Below are 18,432 nucleotides of genomic sequence, written 5' to 3'. Positions count from 1 at the left end.
AGATCAAGAGGAACTGATCCACTTGATCTCCAATTATTCTAAGATTTCTCTTTACCAACATCATTTGACAAAGAGCCTTTTTTTACTTCAATTCTTTCCCAGTCATCTCTTCAATAGTTCGAATAGACTTTGGACCAAAGCCATGCAACGAAAGTAACGCTTTTCGGCCTCGTGCGTAGAGTTCATCCACACTGTCGATTTTTTCATTCGTTAGCGCACGAACAGCTGGCTTTGATAATTGTGTTAAAATTTGTTCAAATGTTGTTTCTAGCATACTGTCGGTTCCTCCTTAGCGGTCGAAAAACAGCGCTTTTTATTTCACAATTAATAAATCTAAGCTAGCAATTGATAACGCCATTTTAGCAATTTGCATTAATTGTTTTAATCGGTTTTGTTTGACTTTTTCATCCTCAACCATAACCATCGTTTCATTGAAGTACGCATCAATTAACGGACGTAGATTTACTAGTGCTTCATAGTTTTCTGCAATCGTGCGTGTCGCAAATGCTTCAGATAAATCGTTAACTGCTTGATACAGTTCTTTTTCTGCCTTATTTTCAAACAGACTTGGATCAATCCCTTCTTCAGTATCACCTAAAAGTTCTTGACCTTTTTTCGCTAAATTAATAACACGCGTTAAGGCTTCCATTGATGGTTTAAAATCTTGATCTTCAAAACGGCTTTTTAAAATATTCGCTGAAGCAAATAATTTCGATAAATCGGCTTGCTCAGCAGACACCACTGCATCGATAATGTCATGACGAACATTTTTCGTCATTAATAATTGACGTAAGCGAGCTTTCACAAATTCAACGACTTCTGCTTGTCCTTCGTTTAGTAAAACGCCATATTTCTCAACATCTTGATTCACTGCTTCATCAACTTCTGTTTGTAATTGGACTAATGGGAAGGTCCAGCCTTTATCTTCAATAATTCGGATAACGCCATAGGTTTGACGACGAAGTGCATAAGGATCGTTAGAACCTGTTGGAATCATACCAACTGAGAAGAATGAAAAGACGCTGTCAAGCTTATCGGCTAAGGCTAAAACAGCCCCGATTGCTGTTTCTGGCAATTCACCTTCACTGGAAGTTGGTAGATAATGTTCTCGAATAGCCGTTGCTACGGCTGGTTTTTCGCCTTGTAATAAGGCATATTTTTCCCCCATAATTCCTTGTAATTCTGGGAATTCACCAACCATATTTGTTACTAAGTCAAATTTATAAATTTCAGAGGCACGTTTTAAATCTTCCAATTCCTCCTCAGATAAGCCAACTTTTCGACCAATGATTTGTGCAATTAAAGCAACCCGTTGCATTTTTTCATAAATTGAACCAATCTTTTCATGGAAAGTCACATTTTTTAGTTTTTCAACACATGCTTCAATCGTTAATTTTTTATCTTCATTGTAAAAGAATTCTGCATCTTCTAAACGAGCAATTAACACTTTTTCATTTCCTTTAATCACGTTTTCAAGGTGAACATTATCCCCATTGCGAACAGCGATAAAATGCGGCATTAATAAGCCTTGGTCGTTACGAACTTCAAAGTAACGTTGGTGTTCTTTCATAGAAGTCACTAATACTTCATCTGGAACAGATAAATATTTTTCATCAAAACTGCCTACAAATGCAGTTGGATATTCCACTAAATTCGTAACTTCTTCCAATAACTCTTCATCTAAAGCTAACTGCCAATTTTTTTCTGCAGCGAGTGCGTTCGCTTGATCAACAATCATTTGTTTCCGTTCATTCGGTTGAACCACTACAAATTGTTCTTTTAATTTTGCTTCATATTCATTAGCATGTTGGAACGTCACATCGTCTCCCAAGAAACGGTGGCCACGAGAAGTTTGCCCTGTCGTCACGTCTAACACTTTGAAAGGAATTACTTCATCATCAAGTAGTGCCACAATCCAATGAATTGGACGAATATATTCGAAATCATAGTTTGCCCAGTGCATTGTTACCGGGAAAGTTAGACTTGTAATCACGTCATTTAATTTTGTTAATACCTCTTTGGCACTTTGGCCTTTGGTAAACTTCGTCACATAGACATATTCGACACCATTTAATTCTTTGAAAACAATGTCCTCAGTTGTGACTCCTTGGCCGCGTACAAAACCTTGTGCAGCTTTTGACCAATTTCCTTCAGCATCTAAAGCAATTTTTTTCGCTGGACCTTTTACTTCTTCTTCAACATCCACTTGTTTTTCAGGAATCGCAGTTACTTTCACGGCTAAACGACGAGGTGTGGCAAAGGATTGCACTGTTTCATAGTCTAAATGATGTTCATCTAAAAATTTGATTACTTTTTCTTCAAGTTGGATACGGCTTGGTGTGACAACATGTGCGGGCATTTCTTCTAAGCCAATTTCTAATAATAAATCTTTTGCCATGTTATTCTGCCTCCTTGGATACGTGTTGGTCTTTATTTAATAATGGGAACCCTAATTTTTCACGTTCAGCCACAAAAATTTTCGCTACGGAACGAGCCATATTCCGAATGCGGGCTAAATATCCTGCACGTTCCGTTACAGAGACAGCGCCGCGAGCATCTAATAAATTGAATGTATGGCTACATTTTAAAATATAATCATAGGCTGGATGAACTAAACTTTCTTCAATACAGCGTTTAGCTTCTTTTTCAAATTTGTCAAAGTTTTCTAAAAGCATTTCTTGGTTACTAATTTCAAAGGAATATTTTGAATGTTCATATTCAGGTTGAACAAAAATTTCACCATATTTAACGCCTTGTGTCCATTCTAAATCATAGACACTTTCGACTTCTTGGATATATGATGCCAAGCGTTCTAACCCGTAAGTAATTTCAGAAGTGACAGGATGACATTGTAAGCCCCCGACTTGTTGGAAATACGTAAATTGGGTAATTTCCATGCCATCTAACCAAACTTCCCAACCTAAACCAGCACAACCCATTGAGGGATTTTCCCAGTTATCTTCTACAAAACGAATGTCATGTTCTAATGGATCAATTCCTAATAATTTCAAACTTTCTAGATAAAGTTCTTGGATATTTTCAGGAGAAGGCTTCATTACAACTTGGAATTGATGATGTTGGTATAGACGGTTTGGATTTTCACCATAGCGTCCATCAGCTGGACGACGAGAAGGTTCTACGTAGGCAGCATTCCATGGTTCAGGTCCAATGGCACGTAAAAACGTGTAAGGACTCATGGTGCCGGCTCCCTTTTCTGTATCATAGGCTTGCATTAACATACAGCCATTAGATGACCAAAATTTTTGCAAGGTTAAAATCATTTCTTGTACGGTTAACTTGTTTTTCATTGTTTTCCTCCTTGGAATATTTTTTATAGACATAGGGATTGGCTTTGCTTCGGGAATGTAAATTTAAAAAGGGCTACAGAGAAACAATTTTGTAGAATGGGATAATTTTTATGCTGTTATAACGTTCCACATCTGCTCCATGTTTTTGGCTAAGCAGTTTGTTTTAACACAGAGGAGACAACGTTCCTTTCAGTCACCTTGTGCTGTTCCACATCTGCTCTGACACTTTGTGTCAGTCGCAGTGAGGAACATGCAAAAAGTCCCCATGCCTATTAATAGACATAGGGACGAATAATTATCGCGGTTCCACCCTACTTCCGATGTGTTCATCGGCAGCTTCGTTTGTCGTACTCCAAAGTGCCTTTCAAAAGTTCCGTGTTTCTGGCTCCCACTCTCCCAGATTCGCTTAACAGAGGGTTCTTTTTACTTCTCTTTTTCTTCGTACGTATTTAACTTCTCTATCATAATACGGTGTCTGAGGGAAGTTGTCAAATTTTTTTTTAGAAAAACGACTGCTTGTTTATGTTTCTTTTTCTTCCTTCTTTCGTGGTGGAATTTTTAACGTATTCTCCCACGTTTTCATTTGATCAATAAATTTTTTGCTTTTTAAGTGCAACCCGACATATTCATCGTATAACATATCAATCGTTTCTCGAATACTCTTCTTAGTTTCTTCTTTTACTTGAATGTTTTGGACTTTTTCATAGGAGACTTGCGAAAATAAGCAAATAAAATGAATTGCTCTAGGATCTGCATGGTAGCGCTGTTCATCTAAATACCAATGTTTTTCACAAAGCACACCGCTATATTTTGAGGAATAATCAAATTTCCCTTGTGTTTCGCCACAAGCTACACAATGATGCCATTCTGGTCGTACACCAAACCGTTCTAACAATTGAATTTCAAAAATATTTGTAATGATTTCCGGATCTTTTTGCTCATTTAAAGCGGATAATGCCATGTGGGTAAATTGAAATAAATTAGGGTCATAGTGCTGATCTTCAATTGCTGCATCGACTAAGTTTAAAATATATGTTCCATATGCGTTAATAAATATGTCTTGTTGAATGTTTCGAAAAGGTTGAACTTCTTTGCTGCTATTGAGAAAAGATAAGCCTTCTTCTCTAAAGTTTCCGATGTAGACGGCTTCTGTAAATGGCAGAATCGCTGGCAAAAGAGGATTATTTTTTCGATGCGCGCCTTTCACAAAAAACATCAATTTTCCATAGGATTCTGTAAAAATTTTGACGAGTTTATCCTTCTCTTTAAAATCCTTCGTAAATAAAATAATGCCTTTGGTCTCCCCTAATGCCATTCAATTCACTTCCATTTCTTATGTAAATTAGTGTAGTGTTTGGGAAGTTCGTTTATACACTCGCTTCCCAAACACTACTTTCTTAATATTCTTCTTTGCGATAACCAAAATCTTGTAAATAGATTTTTTTGTCACGCCAGTCTTTTTGGACTTTTACCCAAAGCTCCAAATACACTTTGTCATCTAATAAATATTCGATATCTTGACGCGCCTTGGTACCAATTTGTTTCAGCATTTTTCCGCCTTTGCCAATAATAATACCTTTTTGACTGTCCCGTTCCACAATAATGGTTGCTTGGACATGGACTTTATCGTTTTCATCCCGTTTCATTGAGTCCACAACGACAGCGACAGAATGAGGAATCTCATCTCTTGTTAAAAGTAACACCTTTTCACGAATTAATTCGGAAACGATAAAATATTCTGGATGATCCGTAATTTGGTCATCAGGGAAATATTGTGGTCCTTCTGGCATTTGCTCAACGAGAACATCCATCAAATGTTCAAAATTATTTCCTTCAGTGGCAGAAATGGGAATAATTTCTTTAAAGTCCATTTGTTTCGAATAGTCTTCAATAATACTCAATAAATCATCTGGATGGACTTTGTCAATTTTATTAATAATCAAGTAGACTGGACTATTATTATTTTTCAATCGTTCAATAATAAAGTCGTCACCTTTCCCGCGTTTTTGATCAGCACTTACCATAAATAAAGTAGCATCTACTTCACGCATCGCATTGTAGGCACTTTCCACCATGAAATCGCCTAAGCGGTGTTTAGGTTTGTGAATCCCTGGAGTATCGATAAAAACAATTTGTGCTTCAGGAATTGTATAAATTCCTTGAATCTTATTACGAGTTGTTTGTGCTTTGTCACTCATAATTGCAATTTTTTGGCCGACAATTCGATTTAACAATGTTGATTTTCCAACATTTGGTCTGCCGACAATGGCTACGAAACCAGATTTATGTTCAGTTGTCATTGTATTTCTCCTCTTATTTCCACATTTGAATGATTTGTAAAATTTTTGGTACAAATAGAATTAGTCCTACTAGCACTGCGAAACCGGCTGTTAATAAAACAGCTCCTGCGGCCATGTCTTTGACTTTTTTTCCGATTGGATGAAAGTGAAAATCCGTAAACATATCTACGACATTTTCAAAAATTGTGTTGATAATTTCTGCCAACCAGACGAGAAAAACGGCCAATAACAACCACAGCCATTCAGCAAGTGTTAAGGAAAACAAGAAACCAAACACAATGGCCGTGACGCCAAACGCCACATGTTTGCGCATATTACGTTCTTCTCGAAAAACTGTTTTGATTCCTTGCCAGGCAAATTCTAATGAATTAATAAAATGTTTATTTTTTCCTGTTTGCTCATCTTTTAAGGCCATACGCATCTAAAATCTCTTTCTGTAAACCAAACATTTCTTTTTCATCTTCAGGTTCCATATGATCGTACCCATTCAAATGTAAAAAGCCATGTACTGCCAAAAAGCCCATTTCTCGTTCCAATGTGTGCCCATATTCAACTGCTTGTTCTGCTGCTCGCTCTGTTGAAATAATTAAATCACCTAGATTACGTGGTAGCTCAGCCAACTCTTCATCATCAAAAATAATTGGCAATTCGTCTTCCCCTTCATCCTCTAAAGCAAAACTAATGACATCTGTAGGCATATCTTTGCCCCGATAGTCACGATTAATCACTTGGATACCTGCGTTATCTGTAAAAGTCACCGACATCTCCGTATCTTCGGCAATTTCTAGAAAACCTGCTGCAAATTGCAGCAAGTTTTCGATTTCTTTGATTTCTTCTGTTGGTACTTTCTCGGTTTCATCAATGAAAGTAATATCCATTAGTCATCTCTCTTTTCTTGTTCATCTTTCATTTCTTCTGCTTCAGCTTTCATTTTTGGATACTTAATCCGTGAATGGAAGGTACTGCATAATCCATTAATTAATGATTTTTCAATGATGCGAATCTCTTTCATCGTTAACCCGCATTCATCTAATTGGCCATCTGAAATTCTATCTTGAATCACATTATGCACAAAGGCTTGAATTTTTTCGTTGGTCGGATGATCCATCGCCCGCACAGCAGCCTCACAAGTATCAGCAATACTCACAATCCCTGCTTCTCGTGTTTGTGGACGTGGTCCAGGATAACGGAAGTCTGATTCTTTAATTTCAGGATTGCGTTCTTTTGCTTTCACATAGAAAAATTTCATCAATGTTGTGCCATGATGTTGACGACAAATGTCAATCACCATTTGCGGCATATTGTACTCTTCTAAAATTTTGGCGCCATCAATTACGTGGCCAAAAATAATTTGTTTACTATCTTCTGGTAATAAAAAGTTATGTGGATTTTCTGCACCAGCAGGTAAGTTTTCCACAAAGAAATTGGCGTGTTTAATTTTGCCAATGTCATGGTAATAACAAGCAACTCGTGTTAATAGCGACCGCCCGCCAATCTCAGCAACAGCGTTAGCGCTCAAACTAGCCACCATCATGCTATGATGATAGGTACCTGGCGCTTCTTCTAACAGTTGTTTTAACAACGGATGGTTCGGATTACTTAATTCATTCAAGACAATCATACTATCATCGGTCACTAATAATTCGATATATGGATGCAAGCCCATTGTTGCTAAAAATGAAAGTACCGTTCCTGCACTTGCACAAATTAAAGCTGTCCACGTTTTACCATCTGTTAAACTCATCCCTTGATAAATCATTAAGACAACCGCCATGAAAACAGGAAAGACCACTACCCACATTAAAGCTGGGAAAACTTGCTCACTCATCCGTTTTCGTTTAACAACTGTTGCTAGAAATCCTGAGAATAAGTACATAATCAGAATAACCGTCAACGAGTTTGTGCCAATAGAATTATAAAAGATAAATAACGCAAAAACGACTTGGAAAATGGCAGCGATTATCCCTGAACGACGATTCACAAAATGATTTAGAATTAGCGGTGCAAAGGCTGCTGGATAGAACAAGGGAATATACATCAACTGCTCTGTTTGGAAAATCTGGAAGAATTTCATTAAAATAACACTGATTAGCATAGCACCCGTGTAAAAGATAATAAACGAGCGTTGTCGCGAAGGCTCAGTCACTTGTTTTGTAAAGAAAATCAACACTTCAACTTGAAGTAAAATAGCTAGTGCTAATGCCACCATCGGAAAAATAGACGTATTTTGACTAGTCATTCCTAGTAACTCAAGTTTTTCGACCGCTTTTGCATCAATTTGAGTACCTTCACGAACAATAATTTCGCCTTGATAAATCATTGCGGGTTGAACAGCATTCATCGCTTTTTGGCGTAGCTCTTCTGTTCGTTTTTCATTGGCAATATCGTTTACCACAATCCCTTGGTTAACAATGTAACGAATGACTTGTTGCATGGTACTCGTAATGTCTAAGTATTGAATTTTACCGTTAGCTTCTTGGCGAATTTTATCCAAATCAGATTCTCGAACGTGATTTTGCATCGCATCATCCACCAACATCAAACTTTCTGAACGAACCTTATCTAATTGCTCAGAGGTTAATGTAAAGATTGTTTGATAAAAAACATTAGGAAAACTTTGATAAAACGTAACTTCATCTTGCGGTAAAGATTCAAACAATGACTTTAAGCTAGCTACTCGTTCTTCCACGGTCGGCGCAGGAATCGTTTCTTCCTTTTTGGCCTTTGCTTGCTTATTGCTGTACTCTTTGTCTACTTTTTCATTCGCAGAATCAATCAATTTAAATAATTTATCAATACGATTATGTTGGACAGATGCCGTATCTTCTTGATAAATATATTCGGGTGTGACAGCTTCTGCTGCCAATTTTTTTCTTTGTTCTGTTTCGTAGGTATTCTCGATATTTTTATTTGCACGAATAGTTTTCTCGGCCAGTTGACCTTCTTTAATTTCTACTCTTTTCTGATGGACACTGCCAAACATAATCATAAATAAAAGAAGAGAAAAAACGGCTAATAAAATAGGTAAATAGGCTTTACCTAAACGATCCCCTAACTTTGTAAGTACTTTTTTCAAAAGGTACTTTCACTCCTTCCCTAACTGCTTAGGAATGCTTTTGTTGTTCTTTTTCATAGGCTTGAATAATTTGCGCTACAACCGGATGACGCACAACGTCACTGGCTTCAAAATTTACAAAGGCAATTTTTTCAATGTCTTTTAACGTACGCTCGGCGTTAACTAAACCACTTGTTACACCACGTGGCAAGTCAATCTGACTAGTATCTCCATTAACAATCATTTTTGAACTAAACCCTAAACGAGTTAAAAACATTTTCATTTGGGCAACCGTGGTATTTTGTGCTTCATCTAGAATGACAAAAGCATCATCCAATGTACGACCACGCATATAAGCAAGCGGGGCTATTTCAATAACGCCGCGTTCCATTAAACGATTTGTATGATCCATACCAAAAATTTGATACAAGGCATCGTAAACTGGACGTAAATAAGGATCGACTTTTTCTTTTAAGTCACCTGGTAAAAAGCCCAAGCTTTCGCCAGCTTCCACTGCTGGACGAGTTAAAATAATTTTTTGTACTTCGCCTTTTTTTAAAGCTGCTACTGCCATCACCACGGCTAAAAAGGTTTTTCCTGTCCCCGCAGGTCCCACCCCGAAAATGACGTCATGAGTTTTAACTGCATCGATATATTTTTTTTGACCAACATTCTTAATTCGGATGGCCCGACCATGATGGTCCTTCATAATTTCTTCTTCATACATGGCAATAAACGCCTCTAAATTTCCAGCTTTGGCCATTTTTAAAGCAGAAACGACATCTGGCGTATGCACTTTGATGCCTCGTTGAATTAATGTTTGTAGCGCTCTTAACACGGAAGCGACTAACTCTACCTCTGATGATTCGCCAATTAACTGAATAACTTCGCCACGACTATTAATCGTTACGTGGGTATTCTCTTCTAAAAATTTGATATGTTTATCATGTGTTCCTAAAAGCATGTGTGCATCATCAGAATCAGTAAGTATTAATTCCAAAGATTTTGACTGATTATCTGTCAAAAAACGTCCATCTCCTTTATTATATAGTCCTTTACAATGATACCACATTCTTATCTGTTTAAAAAGAAGTCGTACCTGATTTGACTTTGAAAGTCAAAAAAGAGAAAACCGTAAAAAGCTACCGGTTTTCTCTTTGTATAAAAAAACTAGGACAGTATCCTGTCCTAGTTTCGATAACGCTCTTAGTTTTCTTGTAATAATTCTTTCACAATTGCGTTAACTTGGTTGCCATCGGCTTTGCCTTTGACTTTCGGCATCATAGCGCCCATCACTTTACCAAAATCTTTTGGTGAAGTGGCGCCAGTTTGCGTCATTACCTCTTGAACTAGTTGACGAATTTCTTCCTCCGTTAGTTGTTGAGGCATATATTTTTCAACAATTGCTATTTCAACTTTTACTTTTTCAACAAGATCGTCGCGTCCCGCCTTTTCAAACTCTGATAAAGAATCTTTTCTCTGTTTCATCTCACGAGACAATACAGTGAGTTCTTCTTCTCCGTTCAATTCACGGCCCGCTTTAATCTGATCATTTTGAATGGCAGTCTTTAACATACGAAGTACGGCTAAAGTTTCTTTGTCTTTAGCTTTCATCGCTGTTTTAATGTCGTCATTCAATGTGGTTAGCAATGACATACCACCAACTCCAATTCATTCAAAACTAGAATTTTTTACGTTTTCTAGCTGCTTCAGATTTTTTCTTACGCTTTACACTTGGTTTTTCGTAGAATTCACGTTTACGTGATTCTTGTAAAGTACCCGCTTTTGAAACGGAACGTTTGAAGCGACGAAGAGCATCATCAAGAGATTCGTTTTTACGAACGACTGTTTTTGACATGTTATTCCCTCCCTCCGAGCTTAAAAAGTAACCGTTTTTCTTATTTGTGGGAAAAACCCACAAATTAAAATACTGTCCTTGTTATATTATAGCTAAAGCATAAATAACCGTCAACCACTCTACTGATAAAATACGAAATTTTTGTTTGATTTTTCGTCTTATTCGCTATTTTTCGCAACAATCGGCACAACGACCAAGTATTTCAAAGCGATGTCCTTCAATTGAACAACCTTTTAACTGTTCTTCAAAAAAATTCATCGGACACATGTGAATTTCTTCCGTTTTGCCACAAACCGTACAAATAAAGTGATGATGATGTTCCACCTCTTGGCAACAACGGAAGCGAAACTTTTGCTCGCCATTTAATTCTGTTTTTTCCAGCAATTCTAAGCGCTCAAAGTCATGCAAGTTACGATAAACCGTATCATAACTGACTCCTTTAAAGGTTTCATTCATAAATTCATACACTTCACGTGCAGAAACATACCGATTTCGCTTAATCAAATAGCTCATCAGTAATTCTCGTTTTTTAGTATATTTTAATCCACTGGCTTTCATGGTTTCTAAGGCTTGTTCAATATTGGTTTTTACTGGTGCCATCGCCATTTCCTCCCTCACCAACCTAAATCAGAATCATTACGAAATAGATTCTGGACTTATGGTATAATAAAATTATTAAAAATGCAAGAAAGGACTTACCCTCTATGACTATTTCTGAAGAAAAAAAATGTGTGACGATTTTTGTCATCTCAGATTCTGCTGGCGAGACCGCTTCAAAATTGGCGGCTGCTTCAATGGCCCAGTACCCCACTGTTGATTTTACTTTGATTAGACGAACATTCGTTAAAGACGAAGATAAACTGGTGCAAGCGTTAGAAGATGCCAAAAAAGCAGAAGCCATGGTACTGCATACTATTATTAATGATCATCTCGTGGCGATTGCTAATCAATTTTTCAATGAGCATCAATTGTTCCATTTTGACATTTTGACACCACCAGTTGCGGAAATCGAACGATTAACAGGTGTCGCACCCATGCGGGAACCAGGTGCCTTACATCATCTGAATGAAAATTATTTTAAACGAATTGAAGCAATGGAATTTGCTGTCAAATATGACGATGGCAAGGACCCACGAGGCTTTTTAGAAGCGGATGTGTTACTTCTTGGCGTTTCCCGAACTTCTAAAACACCGCTAAGTCTCTTTTTAGCCAACAAGAACTTAAAAGTTGCTAATTTGCCACTGATTCCTGAAGCACATTTACCGAAACAATTATTCGAAATGGACCCTAAAAAAATTGTTGGCTTAACCAATGATCCCAATGTTTTAAACGGGATTCGTAAAGAACGAATGCGCGCATATGGATTACCTGAAAATACTTCTTATTCAGATATTGAAAAAATTCGGCGAGAACTGGCTTTTGCTAATGATCTTTATCAAAAATTAGGTTGTATCGTTATTGATGTCGCTTCTCTTTCAATTGAAGAAACTGCCTCAATGATTCTTAATGCTTTGAACTTAGAAGATCATAGTTATTATTCCACGGAAACAGCCGAGGATTAAAAAAAACGAGAAAAAATCACTAGTGATTTTTTCTCGTTTTTTTTAAAAGACTTGAACGCCTTCTTGATCAATATTGAAAATTTGGATGCTCGCTTTGGTAGATAATTTCTCCAAACTTTGAACAATTTCGTTGGTTCGTTCTTCTGGCGACAAGATTAGCACAGTTGGACCAGCACCGCTTAAGAAAGAGCCATAAGCACCTCTTTGCTGAGTTAAACGACGAATTTCTTTTAAGTGAGGAACCAATGAACGACGATACGTTTCATGCCATTTATCTTGTTCCATCATTTTGCCTGCTAAAGGTAAATCCCCGTTTAAAATTGCGGCAATCATAACATTGGCAATTGAGCTGGCCGCGACCGCTTCTTTATAAGTCAATTTTTCGGGCAAAACAGCGCGACTTTTTTCGGTAAATAATGGTTCCTCTGGAATAAATGCAATGACATCACACATTGGAAAGTGATGTTTGACATGGTAGACTTGGTTTTCTACATGGCTAGCCACCACGAAATCTCCTAAAATAGCTGGGGCCACATTATCCGGATGTCCTTCCATCTCTGTGGCCAAACGGACTTTTTCTTTAGGGGACAAATTTAAATGTGCTAGTCGGTTAGCTAATTCAATGCCTGCTACAATCACACTTGAGCTACTGCCTAGTCCTCTTGCAAGGGGAATGTCAGAAACCATCCGAATAACTTTTGGTGTTAATTCTGGTGCAATTTTCAATGCCGTTTGAATTAATAAATTCTCTTCATTAGTAGGAATCTCTTCTCCCATAGTATGTTGAATTTCCCAAAATTCACTTTCACCTAAAACGTTGATTGTTAAATAAGCGGATAATGCAATGCCACATGAGTCAAAGCCAGGTCCTAAGTTGGCACTAGTGGCAGGTACTCTTATTTTCATAGTGTTGCGACTCCTTTTCGTAAGTGCAGACGCATTTCTTCCACGTCACTCATTTTTGAAATAGTTACTTCTGTCTCCATTGCTGTATCAGGATCTTTCAGTCCGTTACCAGTAAAGACTGCCACGACGGTTTCACCTGCTTTGATTTTACCGCTTTTAACATGTTGAATAACTCCAGCTAATGAGGCAGCCGAACCAGGTTCAATGAAAACCCCATCTTGAGCAGCAATTTTTCGGTAAGCCGTTAAAATTTCTTGATCTGTCACGGCATCAATGAAACCACCCGATTCATCGCGTGCCTGTTCTGCTAATTGCCAACTAGCAGGATTTCCAATCCGGATCGCTGTTGCCACGGTTTCAGGTTGTTCAATCACTTGGCCTTTCACGATCGCTGCGGCACCTTCTGCTTCAAAACCATGCATTCTTGGTAAAGTTGTTCCTTGTTTTTCATGCCATTCCTTAAAGCCTTTCCAGTAAGCGGAAATATTGCCGGCATTTCCAACTGGAATCGCTAAGACATCGGGCGCTTGACCTAATTGTTCACAAACTTCAAAAGCTGCTGTCTTTTGCCCTTCTAAGCGATAAGGATTCACTGAATTAACTAGCGCAACTGCCTCAGTTTTCGCAATCTCTCGCACCGCTTTTAATGCTTCATCAAAGTTACCTGGAATCGAAATAATGTCCGCCCCATACATAATAGCTTGCGCCAATTTTCCCAGTGCGATTTTCCCTTCTGGAATCACTACATACGCTTTAATGCCTGCTCTTGTGGCATACGCAGCAGCGGCGGCACTAGTATTTCCTGTAGAAGCACAAACAATCGCTTTGGCACCTTCTTCTACCGCTTTTGCTACAGCCATCACCATCCCGCGATCTTTGAATGAGCCAGTGGGATTTAAGCCTTCGTATTTTCCATATAATTGAATACCTAATTCTTTGGATAAATTAGGTAAAGGAATCAGTGGCGTATTTCCTTCGGCTAAAGAAATCATTGGTGTTTTTTCTGTTACGGGCAAATACGCTTGATACTGTTTTAACAAACCTTCATACATGTTTACTCATCTCCTATAACCTTCATTACATTCAATAACTGAAAGGCTTCCGTATTTTGAATAGCTATCACAACTTGTTGCATTTGTGCTTTTGATATCTGGTGTGTAATGGCAACAATTCTTGCTCGCTGTCCATCTGATTTCTGTTGAACTAATTGATCAAAGCTGACTTCTGCTTTAGTCATTAATTGCGTCAACTGCAAAAATTGTCCTGGTGTATCTGGAACATCTAATGAAAAATAGTACTGCCCAAATACATTTTCGGAACTCGTCAATTGGGTTTTATGTTGATACGAATTGAACATATGGCCAGTCGTTGCCAAGCGAATGTTTTTAGCAATCGTAATTAAATCACTGACCACACTGGTTGCTGTCGGTTTAGCGCCAGCTCCTGGACCGTAATACATTGATTCCCCCACGCCTGCACTTTTAATAAATACTGCATTGTACTCATTCCGAACAGATGCAATAGGGTGCTTTTGATTGACTAGCATAGGCGCTACTTCCACCGAGATACTATGCTCATTTTGTTCAGCAGAGCCAATCAATTTGATTTCATACCCCAGTTGTTTAGCCATAGCGACATCATCTAAAGACAATCCGCGAATTCCACGAATATCAACTTGTGGTAATGAAACATTCATCCCAAAAGCAAATTGACTTAAAATAACCATTTTATAGGCTGCGTCAATTCCATCGACATCATTTGTCGGATCCGCTTCAGCAAATCCCAACGCTTGCGCTTCTGCTAAAGCTTCTTCATAACTTTTATCAGCAGAAACCATTTGCGTAAGCATATAATTCGTCGTACCGTTCACAATCCCTAAAACTTGTTGAATATTGTCTGCCGCTAAGCTATTAGCAATTGTTCTTAAAATTGGAATCCCGCCAGCAACACTTGCTTCGTAATATAAATCACAATGATGTTTTTGGGCTAACGCTACTAATTCACTCCCATGTTGCGCCAGTAAATCTTTATTGGCAGTCACAATATGTTTGCCCTTTTCTAAAGCTTTCATGATATAGGTTTTGGCTGGTTCAATGGTTCCCATTAATTCCACAACGATTTGAATCTCTTTATCTTCTAAAATATCATCAATTGAAGTTGTTAAAGAAAGACCGTATTCTTCCGCTTGTGCTTGTTTCGTTTCAAGATTTCGGACAAATGCTTTTTCAATGACTACATTCATTCCTGTCACTTGTGAAATTTTCTCTTGATGTTCTTTCAAGAGAGTTAAAACGCCAGTGCCTACAGTCCCTAATCCTAGTAACCCGATTTTTAAGGTATCCTTCATTTTTACCTCCATCAACAGCGCTATTCTAGTTACGCTATTTTTTCCTACTTTTTATCGATGTTCAATATGCTCAAAGGTCTGATTTAAAATATCTATTACATGATGATCATCCAATGTATAAAAAATCGTTTTTCCTTCGCGACGTGCCTTGACAACCCGGCTATCTCTTAATAATTTTAGTTGATGAGAAACGGCGGACTGTTCCATTCCCAATTGTTCACTAATCGCCGTTACGTTATGTTCGCCTTCTTTTAAAAGTAGCAAAATTCTTAAACGTGTTGGATCACTTAATACTTTATATAATTGACTTACTTGTTTGATTTCTTCCATTTGTTTCATTATAGTCGCCTCACTTTGCACTCATTATAACACAGAGTTTTTTAAAATAAGAACTGCGATTGTTCTTTCCTACGAAAAATATGGCACAAAGAAAGTTGGAAAAATGACAAACTTGTCGATTTTCCAACTTTCTTCATCTATTCGTGGTTGGCTTGCTGAACTGCATCCATCACGGCATAACGGAAGCCATTTTTTTCTAGAGCTACGACACCGCGAATCGTACTTCCTCCTGGAGAAGTCACTTCATCTTTCAATGCTCCTGGGTGTTTTTTCGTGTCTAAGGCTAAGGTCGCCGTTCCTTTTATCATTTGAGCGACAATTTCATAAGATAAGTCTCTTGGTAACCCTTCTAAGACTGCTGCATCTCCCAATGCTTCCATAAAGATATCAACAAAAGCTGGACTGCAACCAGCCACAGTACCAAAAGTTTCCAGTTGCGCTTCACGAATTTCTTTGACTAACCCTAAAGTAGCAAGAAGTTCCATTACCAGGTCCTTCGTTTGGCCTTCAATTGTTGGTGCCAAGGCTACGCCAATCACGCCTTGATTCACGCTAACTGGTGTATTAGGAATGGCATGAACAACTTTGGCTTCTTTATTGCCAAGGGCCATTTGTGCTTCTTGTATGGTATGACCTGTTGCAACAGAAATCAATAGACTTTCGTTGGAAAAATGAGGGGCTAATTCCTGAAGGACAGGTAACACGACCTTTGCTCCTGTCGCAATAAAAATAACCTTACATTCTTGGAAAAGTGCATAATCTGTGACAAGTTGAAAGCCCCACTCTTTTTGAAGTGCTTCTGCGGTTCCACTTGAGCCGCCTTTCACATATAAATGTTCCTTCTTGACTGCCTCAGCTTTCAGTAACCCTTTAATCATGGCACCGCCCATACTGCCAGCACCGATAAAGCCAATTTTCATAGCATTCCCTCCTTAGTTAAATAAAGTGTTTGTGTCAAAAGTCAATTAGCTTTTGACACAAACACTAACATTCGTACTTTTTTCCGTACAGCCTGTTTCGTTTATTTTATTTTGTTAATTCATTAACGACTGCTTCAAACGCAGCAATTTTTTCAGAAGCTTCTGAACTACTTGTTGCTTTTGTCGCTAGATAGAATTTAATTTTTGGTTCTGTTCCTGATGGTCGGATAGCAATCCAACTACCATCTTCTAAATGATATTTCAACACATCAGAAGGAGGCGTTTGTAATTGTTCTGTTTGACCATCTGCAAAAGTGCGTGTTAATTCTTTAAAATCTTCCGTTTGAGCAACTTGAATCCCGGCAAACTCAGTTGGCGCTTGTTCACGACATTTTGCCATTAAAGCTTTGATTTTACCGCTGCCTTCAATTCCGCTCATTGTTACGGAAATAGTTTTTTCTTCAAAGTAACCAAATTCTTCAAAGATATCTTGTAAGCCATCGTATAATGTTTTTCCTTGTTTTTTATAGAAAGCCGCTACTTCTGCTAATAAAACTAACGCTTGAATTGCATCTTTATCACGAACAAAAGGTTTCACTAAGTAACCATAACTTTCTTCAAAACCAAACATAAACGTTTGACTGTGGTCTTCTTCGTATTGTTGAATTTTTTCAGCAATAAATTTGAAACCTGTTAAAACATTAAACATCTTCGTATTATATTTCTCAGCAATCGCTGTAGCAAGTTCACTAGAAACGATTGATTTTAGAACCGCAGCATTTTGAGGCAACGTGCCTGCTTGTTGATGGGCTTCTAAAATATAATGAATCATAATTGAACCTAATTGATTTCCTGTTAATACTTGGTAGTCTCCGTTTGGCATCCGCACAGCAGCACCTAAACGATCAGCATCTGGATCTGTTGCAATCAATAAATCAGCGCCTTCTTTTTCCCCTAAACGAATCGCGTATTCAAAAGCTGAATGTTCTTCAGGGTTTGGTGACTTAACTGTAGTAAAGTCAGGATCAGCAACGGCTTGCTCAGGTACTAAAACAAATTTTTCAAAACCGGCTTGTTTTAATGCCTTTTCTCCTAACATTTTCCCAGTTCCATGTAAGGGAGTGTAAACTAATTTTAATTCTTTACCCATTTCGTTAATTAATTCTTGATTAATCGTAACTGTTTTAATTTCTTTCAAATACGCGTTATCGACTTCTTCACCAACAATGTTAATTAAACCGCTGTGGGCAACTTCTTCATCTGATAAGACATCAATTTTCAAAGGATTTTCGATACTACGAACATATTTAGTTAATGCATCTGCATCAGCTGGCGGCATTTGACCACCGTCTTCACCATAGACTTTGTAGCCATTATAGGCAGCTGGATTGTGAGAAGCCGTAATCATGATTCCCGCAAAAGCTTTAAAGTAGCGGACCGCAAAAGATAATTCTGGTGTTGGTCGTAAGCTTTCAAACACAAAAGAAGGAATATCATGTTTAGCTAATGTTTTAGCTGCTTCCATTGCAAATTCTGGAGACATATGACGTGAATCATAGGCAATGGCTACACCGCGACGTTTCGTTTCAGGATCTTGCGTATCCATAAAACGTGCAAGCCCTTCTGTCGCTTGACGAACCGTAAAGATATTCATTCGATTAATACCGGCGCCTAAAATCCCGCGCATCCCGGCAGTCCCAAATTCTAATGGTGCGTAAAATGCATCTTCACATTTTTCAGGGTCTGTATTTAAGTCCTTTAATTCATTTTTTAAATTTTCTGGAATATTTTCTTCATTTAACCATTGTTGGTAAACTTGTTCCCAAGACATGGAAAA

The 18,432-nt window shown here is 38.0% G+C and carries 19 protein-coding genes; 1 reads left to right on the top strand and 18 read right to left on the bottom strand.

Annotated elements, in window-relative coordinates; all coding sequences use genetic code 11:
- Positions 1–82: 82 nt before the first annotated feature.
- The 12 genes from KQI94_RS06475 to KQI94_RS06420 all read right to left on the bottom strand — a co-directional run bounded on the left by KQI94_RS06475 (position 83) and on the right by KQI94_RS06420 (position 11,127).
- Positions 83–274 (bottom strand): DNA-directed RNA polymerase subunit alpha C-terminal domain-containing protein, encoded by a 192-nt coding sequence (locus KQI94_RS06475; RefSeq protein WP_002356753.1) that lies wholly within the window; start codon positions 272–274, stop codon positions 83–85.
- 39 nt (positions 275–313) lie between these two features.
- The gene (gene glyS / locus KQI94_RS06470; RefSeq protein ID WP_002368981.1) at positions 314–2,398 is read right to left on the bottom strand and encodes a glycine--tRNA ligase subunit beta; all 2,085 of its coding nucleotides are present in this window, start codon (positions 2,396–2,398) and stop codon (positions 314–316) included.
- A 1-nt stretch (position 2,399) separates the two neighbouring features.
- Positions 2,400–3,308 (bottom strand): glycine--tRNA ligase subunit alpha, encoded by a 909-nt coding sequence (glyQ, locus tag KQI94_RS06465; protein WP_010706545.1) that lies wholly within the window; start codon positions 3,306–3,308, stop codon positions 2,400–2,402.
- Between the two features lie 520 nt (positions 3,309–3,828).
- On the bottom strand, positions 3,829–4,623 hold the full coding sequence (gene recO / locus KQI94_RS06460) for a DNA repair protein RecO (protein WP_216454343.1): 795 nt from the start codon (positions 4,621–4,623) through the stop codon (positions 3,829–3,831).
- An 82-nt stretch (positions 4,624–4,705) separates the two neighbouring features.
- Positions 4,706–5,608, bottom strand: coding sequence for a GTPase Era (era, locus tag KQI94_RS06455; protein ID WP_002359745.1), 903 nt, complete (start codon positions 5,606–5,608; stop codon positions 4,706–4,708).
- Between the two features lie 13 nt (positions 5,609–5,621).
- The gene (locus KQI94_RS06450) at positions 5,622–6,023 is read right to left on the bottom strand and encodes a diacylglycerol kinase family protein (RefSeq protein WP_002382764.1); all 402 of its coding nucleotides are present in this window, start codon (positions 6,021–6,023) and stop codon (positions 5,622–5,624) included.
- Positions 6,007–6,486: an rRNA maturation RNase YbeY gene (gene ybeY / locus KQI94_RS06445; RefSeq protein ID WP_002356745.1), complete on the bottom strand. Its 480-nt coding sequence runs from the start codon at positions 6,484–6,486 to the stop codon at positions 6,007–6,009. Before ybeY ends, KQI94_RS06450 begins: the two co-directional genes overlap by 17 nt.
- Positions 6,486–8,684, bottom strand: coding sequence for an HDIG domain-containing metalloprotein (locus KQI94_RS06440; RefSeq protein WP_002356744.1), 2,199 nt, complete (start codon positions 8,682–8,684; stop codon positions 6,486–6,488). Before KQI94_RS06440 ends, ybeY begins: the two co-directional genes overlap by 1 nt.
- A gap of 28 nt (positions 8,685–8,712) precedes the next feature.
- The gene (locus tag KQI94_RS06435; RefSeq protein ID WP_002356743.1) at positions 8,713–9,735 is read right to left on the bottom strand and encodes a PhoH family protein; all 1,023 of its coding nucleotides are present in this window, start codon (positions 9,733–9,735) and stop codon (positions 8,713–8,715) included.
- A gap of 134 nt (positions 9,736–9,869) precedes the next feature.
- Positions 9,870–10,319, bottom strand: a complete 450-nt coding sequence (locus tag KQI94_RS06430) for a GatB/YqeY domain-containing protein (RefSeq protein ID WP_002356741.1) — start codon at positions 10,317–10,319, stop codon at positions 9,870–9,872.
- Between the two features lie 25 nt (positions 10,320–10,344).
- Positions 10,345–10,521 carry a 30S ribosomal protein S21 gene (gene rpsU, locus KQI94_RS06425; protein ID WP_002356740.1) on the bottom strand — a complete coding sequence of 59 codons (177 nt, stop codon included), beginning with the start codon at positions 10,519–10,521 and terminating at the stop codon, positions 10,345–10,347.
- A 165-nt stretch (positions 10,522–10,686) separates the two neighbouring features.
- Complete coding sequence (locus tag KQI94_RS06420) at positions 10,687–11,127, bottom strand: transcriptional repressor (RefSeq protein WP_002387080.1); 441 nt, start codon at positions 11,125–11,127, stop codon at positions 10,687–10,689.
- Positions 11,128–11,225: 98 nt separating this feature from the next.
- Between KQI94_RS06420 and KQI94_RS06415 the strand changes: the two genes are divergently transcribed.
- Positions 11,226–12,083: a pyruvate, water dikinase regulatory protein gene (locus KQI94_RS06415; RefSeq protein WP_002389973.1), complete on the top strand. Its 858-nt coding sequence runs from the start codon at positions 11,226–11,228 to the stop codon at positions 12,081–12,083.
- Positions 12,084–12,125: 42 nt separating this feature from the next.
- Here the strand turns inward: KQI94_RS06415 and thrB are convergent, their stop codons facing one another.
- The 6 genes from thrB to KQI94_RS06385 all read right to left on the bottom strand — a co-directional run bounded on the left by thrB (position 12,126) and on the right by KQI94_RS06385 (position 18,426).
- Positions 12,126–12,989 (bottom strand): homoserine kinase, encoded by an 864-nt coding sequence (thrB, locus tag KQI94_RS06410; RefSeq protein WP_002389976.1) that lies wholly within the window; start codon positions 12,987–12,989, stop codon positions 12,126–12,128.
- A complete protein-coding gene (gene thrC, locus KQI94_RS06405; protein ID WP_002368976.1) occupies positions 12,986–14,041 on the bottom strand; it encodes a threonine synthase in 1,056 nt (351 codons plus the stop codon). The genes thrB and thrC overlap by 4 nt, the downstream gene beginning before the upstream one ends.
- Positions 14,042–14,043: 2 nt before the next feature.
- Positions 14,044–15,336, bottom strand: coding sequence for a homoserine dehydrogenase (locus KQI94_RS06400; protein ID WP_002368975.1), 1,293 nt, complete (start codon positions 15,334–15,336; stop codon positions 14,044–14,046).
- Positions 15,337–15,387: 51 nt separating this feature from the next.
- Positions 15,388–15,696: a metalloregulator ArsR/SmtB family transcription factor gene (locus tag KQI94_RS06395; protein WP_002356730.1), complete on the bottom strand. Its 309-nt coding sequence runs from the start codon at positions 15,694–15,696 to the stop codon at positions 15,388–15,390.
- Between the two features lie 116 nt (positions 15,697–15,812).
- Positions 15,813–16,595 carry a pyrroline-5-carboxylate reductase gene (proC, locus tag KQI94_RS06390; RefSeq protein WP_002362189.1) on the bottom strand — a complete coding sequence of 261 codons (783 nt, stop codon included), beginning with the start codon at positions 16,593–16,595 and terminating at the stop codon, positions 15,813–15,815.
- 106 nt (positions 16,596–16,701) lie between these two features.
- On the bottom strand, positions 16,702–18,426 hold the full coding sequence (locus tag KQI94_RS06385) for a phospho-sugar mutase (RefSeq protein WP_002356727.1): 1,725 nt from the start codon (positions 18,424–18,426) through the stop codon (positions 16,702–16,704).
- Between the last annotated feature and the right edge of the window lie 6 nt (positions 18,427–18,432).

Source organism: Enterococcus sp. S183_ASV_20 (genome assembly GCF_018919685.1).
GTDB classification, from domain to species: Bacteria; Bacillota; Bacilli; order Lactobacillales; family Enterococcaceae; genus Enterococcus; species Enterococcus faecalis.
Note: the sequence above shows the minus strand (reverse complement) of the source record. Positions and strands in the feature narration are given on the sequence as shown.

What these genes read in the sequence shown, in the direction of transcription:
- KQI94_RS06385 (WP_002356727.1), bottom strand. Translation starts at nt 18,426, where the DNA reads ATGTCTTGGGAACAAGTTTACCAACAATGGTTAAATGAAGAAAATATT.
- KQI94_RS06415 (WP_002389973.1), top strand. Translation starts at nt 11,226, where the DNA reads ATGACTATTTCTGAAGAAAAAAAATGTGTGACGATTTTTGTCATCTCA.
- glyQ (WP_010706545.1), bottom strand. Translation starts at nt 3,308, where the DNA reads ATGAAAAACAAGTTAACCGTACAAGAAATGATTTTAACCTTGCAAAAA.
- KQI94_RS06435 (WP_002356743.1), bottom strand. Translation starts at nt 9,735, where the DNA reads ATGTGGTATCATTGTAAAGGACTATATAATAAAGGAGATGGACGTTTT.
- thrB (WP_002389976.1), bottom strand. Translation starts at nt 12,989, where the DNA reads ATGAAAATAAGAGTACCTGCCACTAGTGCCAACTTAGGACCTGGCTTT.
- KQI94_RS06450 (WP_002382764.1), bottom strand. Translation starts at nt 6,023, where the DNA reads ATGGCCTTAAAAGATGAGCAAACAGGAAAAAATAAACATTTTATTAAT.
- ybeY (WP_002356745.1), bottom strand. Translation starts at nt 6,486, where the DNA reads ATGGATATTACTTTCATTGATGAAACCGAGAAAGTACCAACAGAAGAA.
- KQI94_RS06430 (WP_002356741.1), bottom strand. Translation starts at nt 10,319, where the DNA reads ATGTCATTGCTAACCACATTGAATGACGACATTAAAACAGCGATGAAA.
- KQI94_RS06400 (WP_002368975.1), bottom strand. Translation starts at nt 15,336, where the DNA reads ATGAAGGATACCTTAAAAATCGGGTTACTAGGATTAGGGACTGTAGGC.
- glyS (WP_002368981.1), bottom strand. Translation starts at nt 2,398, where the DNA reads ATGGCAAAAGATTTATTATTAGAAATTGGCTTAGAAGAAATGCCCGCA.
- KQI94_RS06475 (WP_002356753.1), bottom strand. Translation starts at nt 274, where the DNA reads ATGCTAGAAACAACATTTGAACAAATTTTAACACAATTATCAAAGCCA.
- proC (WP_002362189.1), bottom strand. Translation starts at nt 16,595, where the DNA reads ATGAAAATTGGCTTTATCGGTGCTGGCAGTATGGGCGGTGCCATGATT.
- era (WP_002359745.1), bottom strand. Translation starts at nt 5,608, where the DNA reads ATGACAACTGAACATAAATCTGGTTTCGTAGCCATTGTCGGCAGACCA.
- KQI94_RS06420 (WP_002387080.1), bottom strand. Translation starts at nt 11,127, where the DNA reads ATGGCGATGGCACCAGTAAAAACCAATATTGAACAAGCCTTAGAAACC.
- recO (WP_216454343.1), bottom strand. Translation starts at nt 4,623, where the DNA reads ATGGCATTAGGGGAGACCAAAGGCATTATTTTATTTACGAAGGATTTT.
- thrC (WP_002368976.1), bottom strand. Translation starts at nt 14,041, where the DNA reads ATGTATGAAGGTTTGTTAAAACAGTATCAAGCGTATTTGCCCGTAACA.
- rpsU (WP_002356740.1), bottom strand. Translation starts at nt 10,521, where the DNA reads ATGTCAAAAACAGTCGTTCGTAAAAACGAATCTCTTGATGATGCTCTT.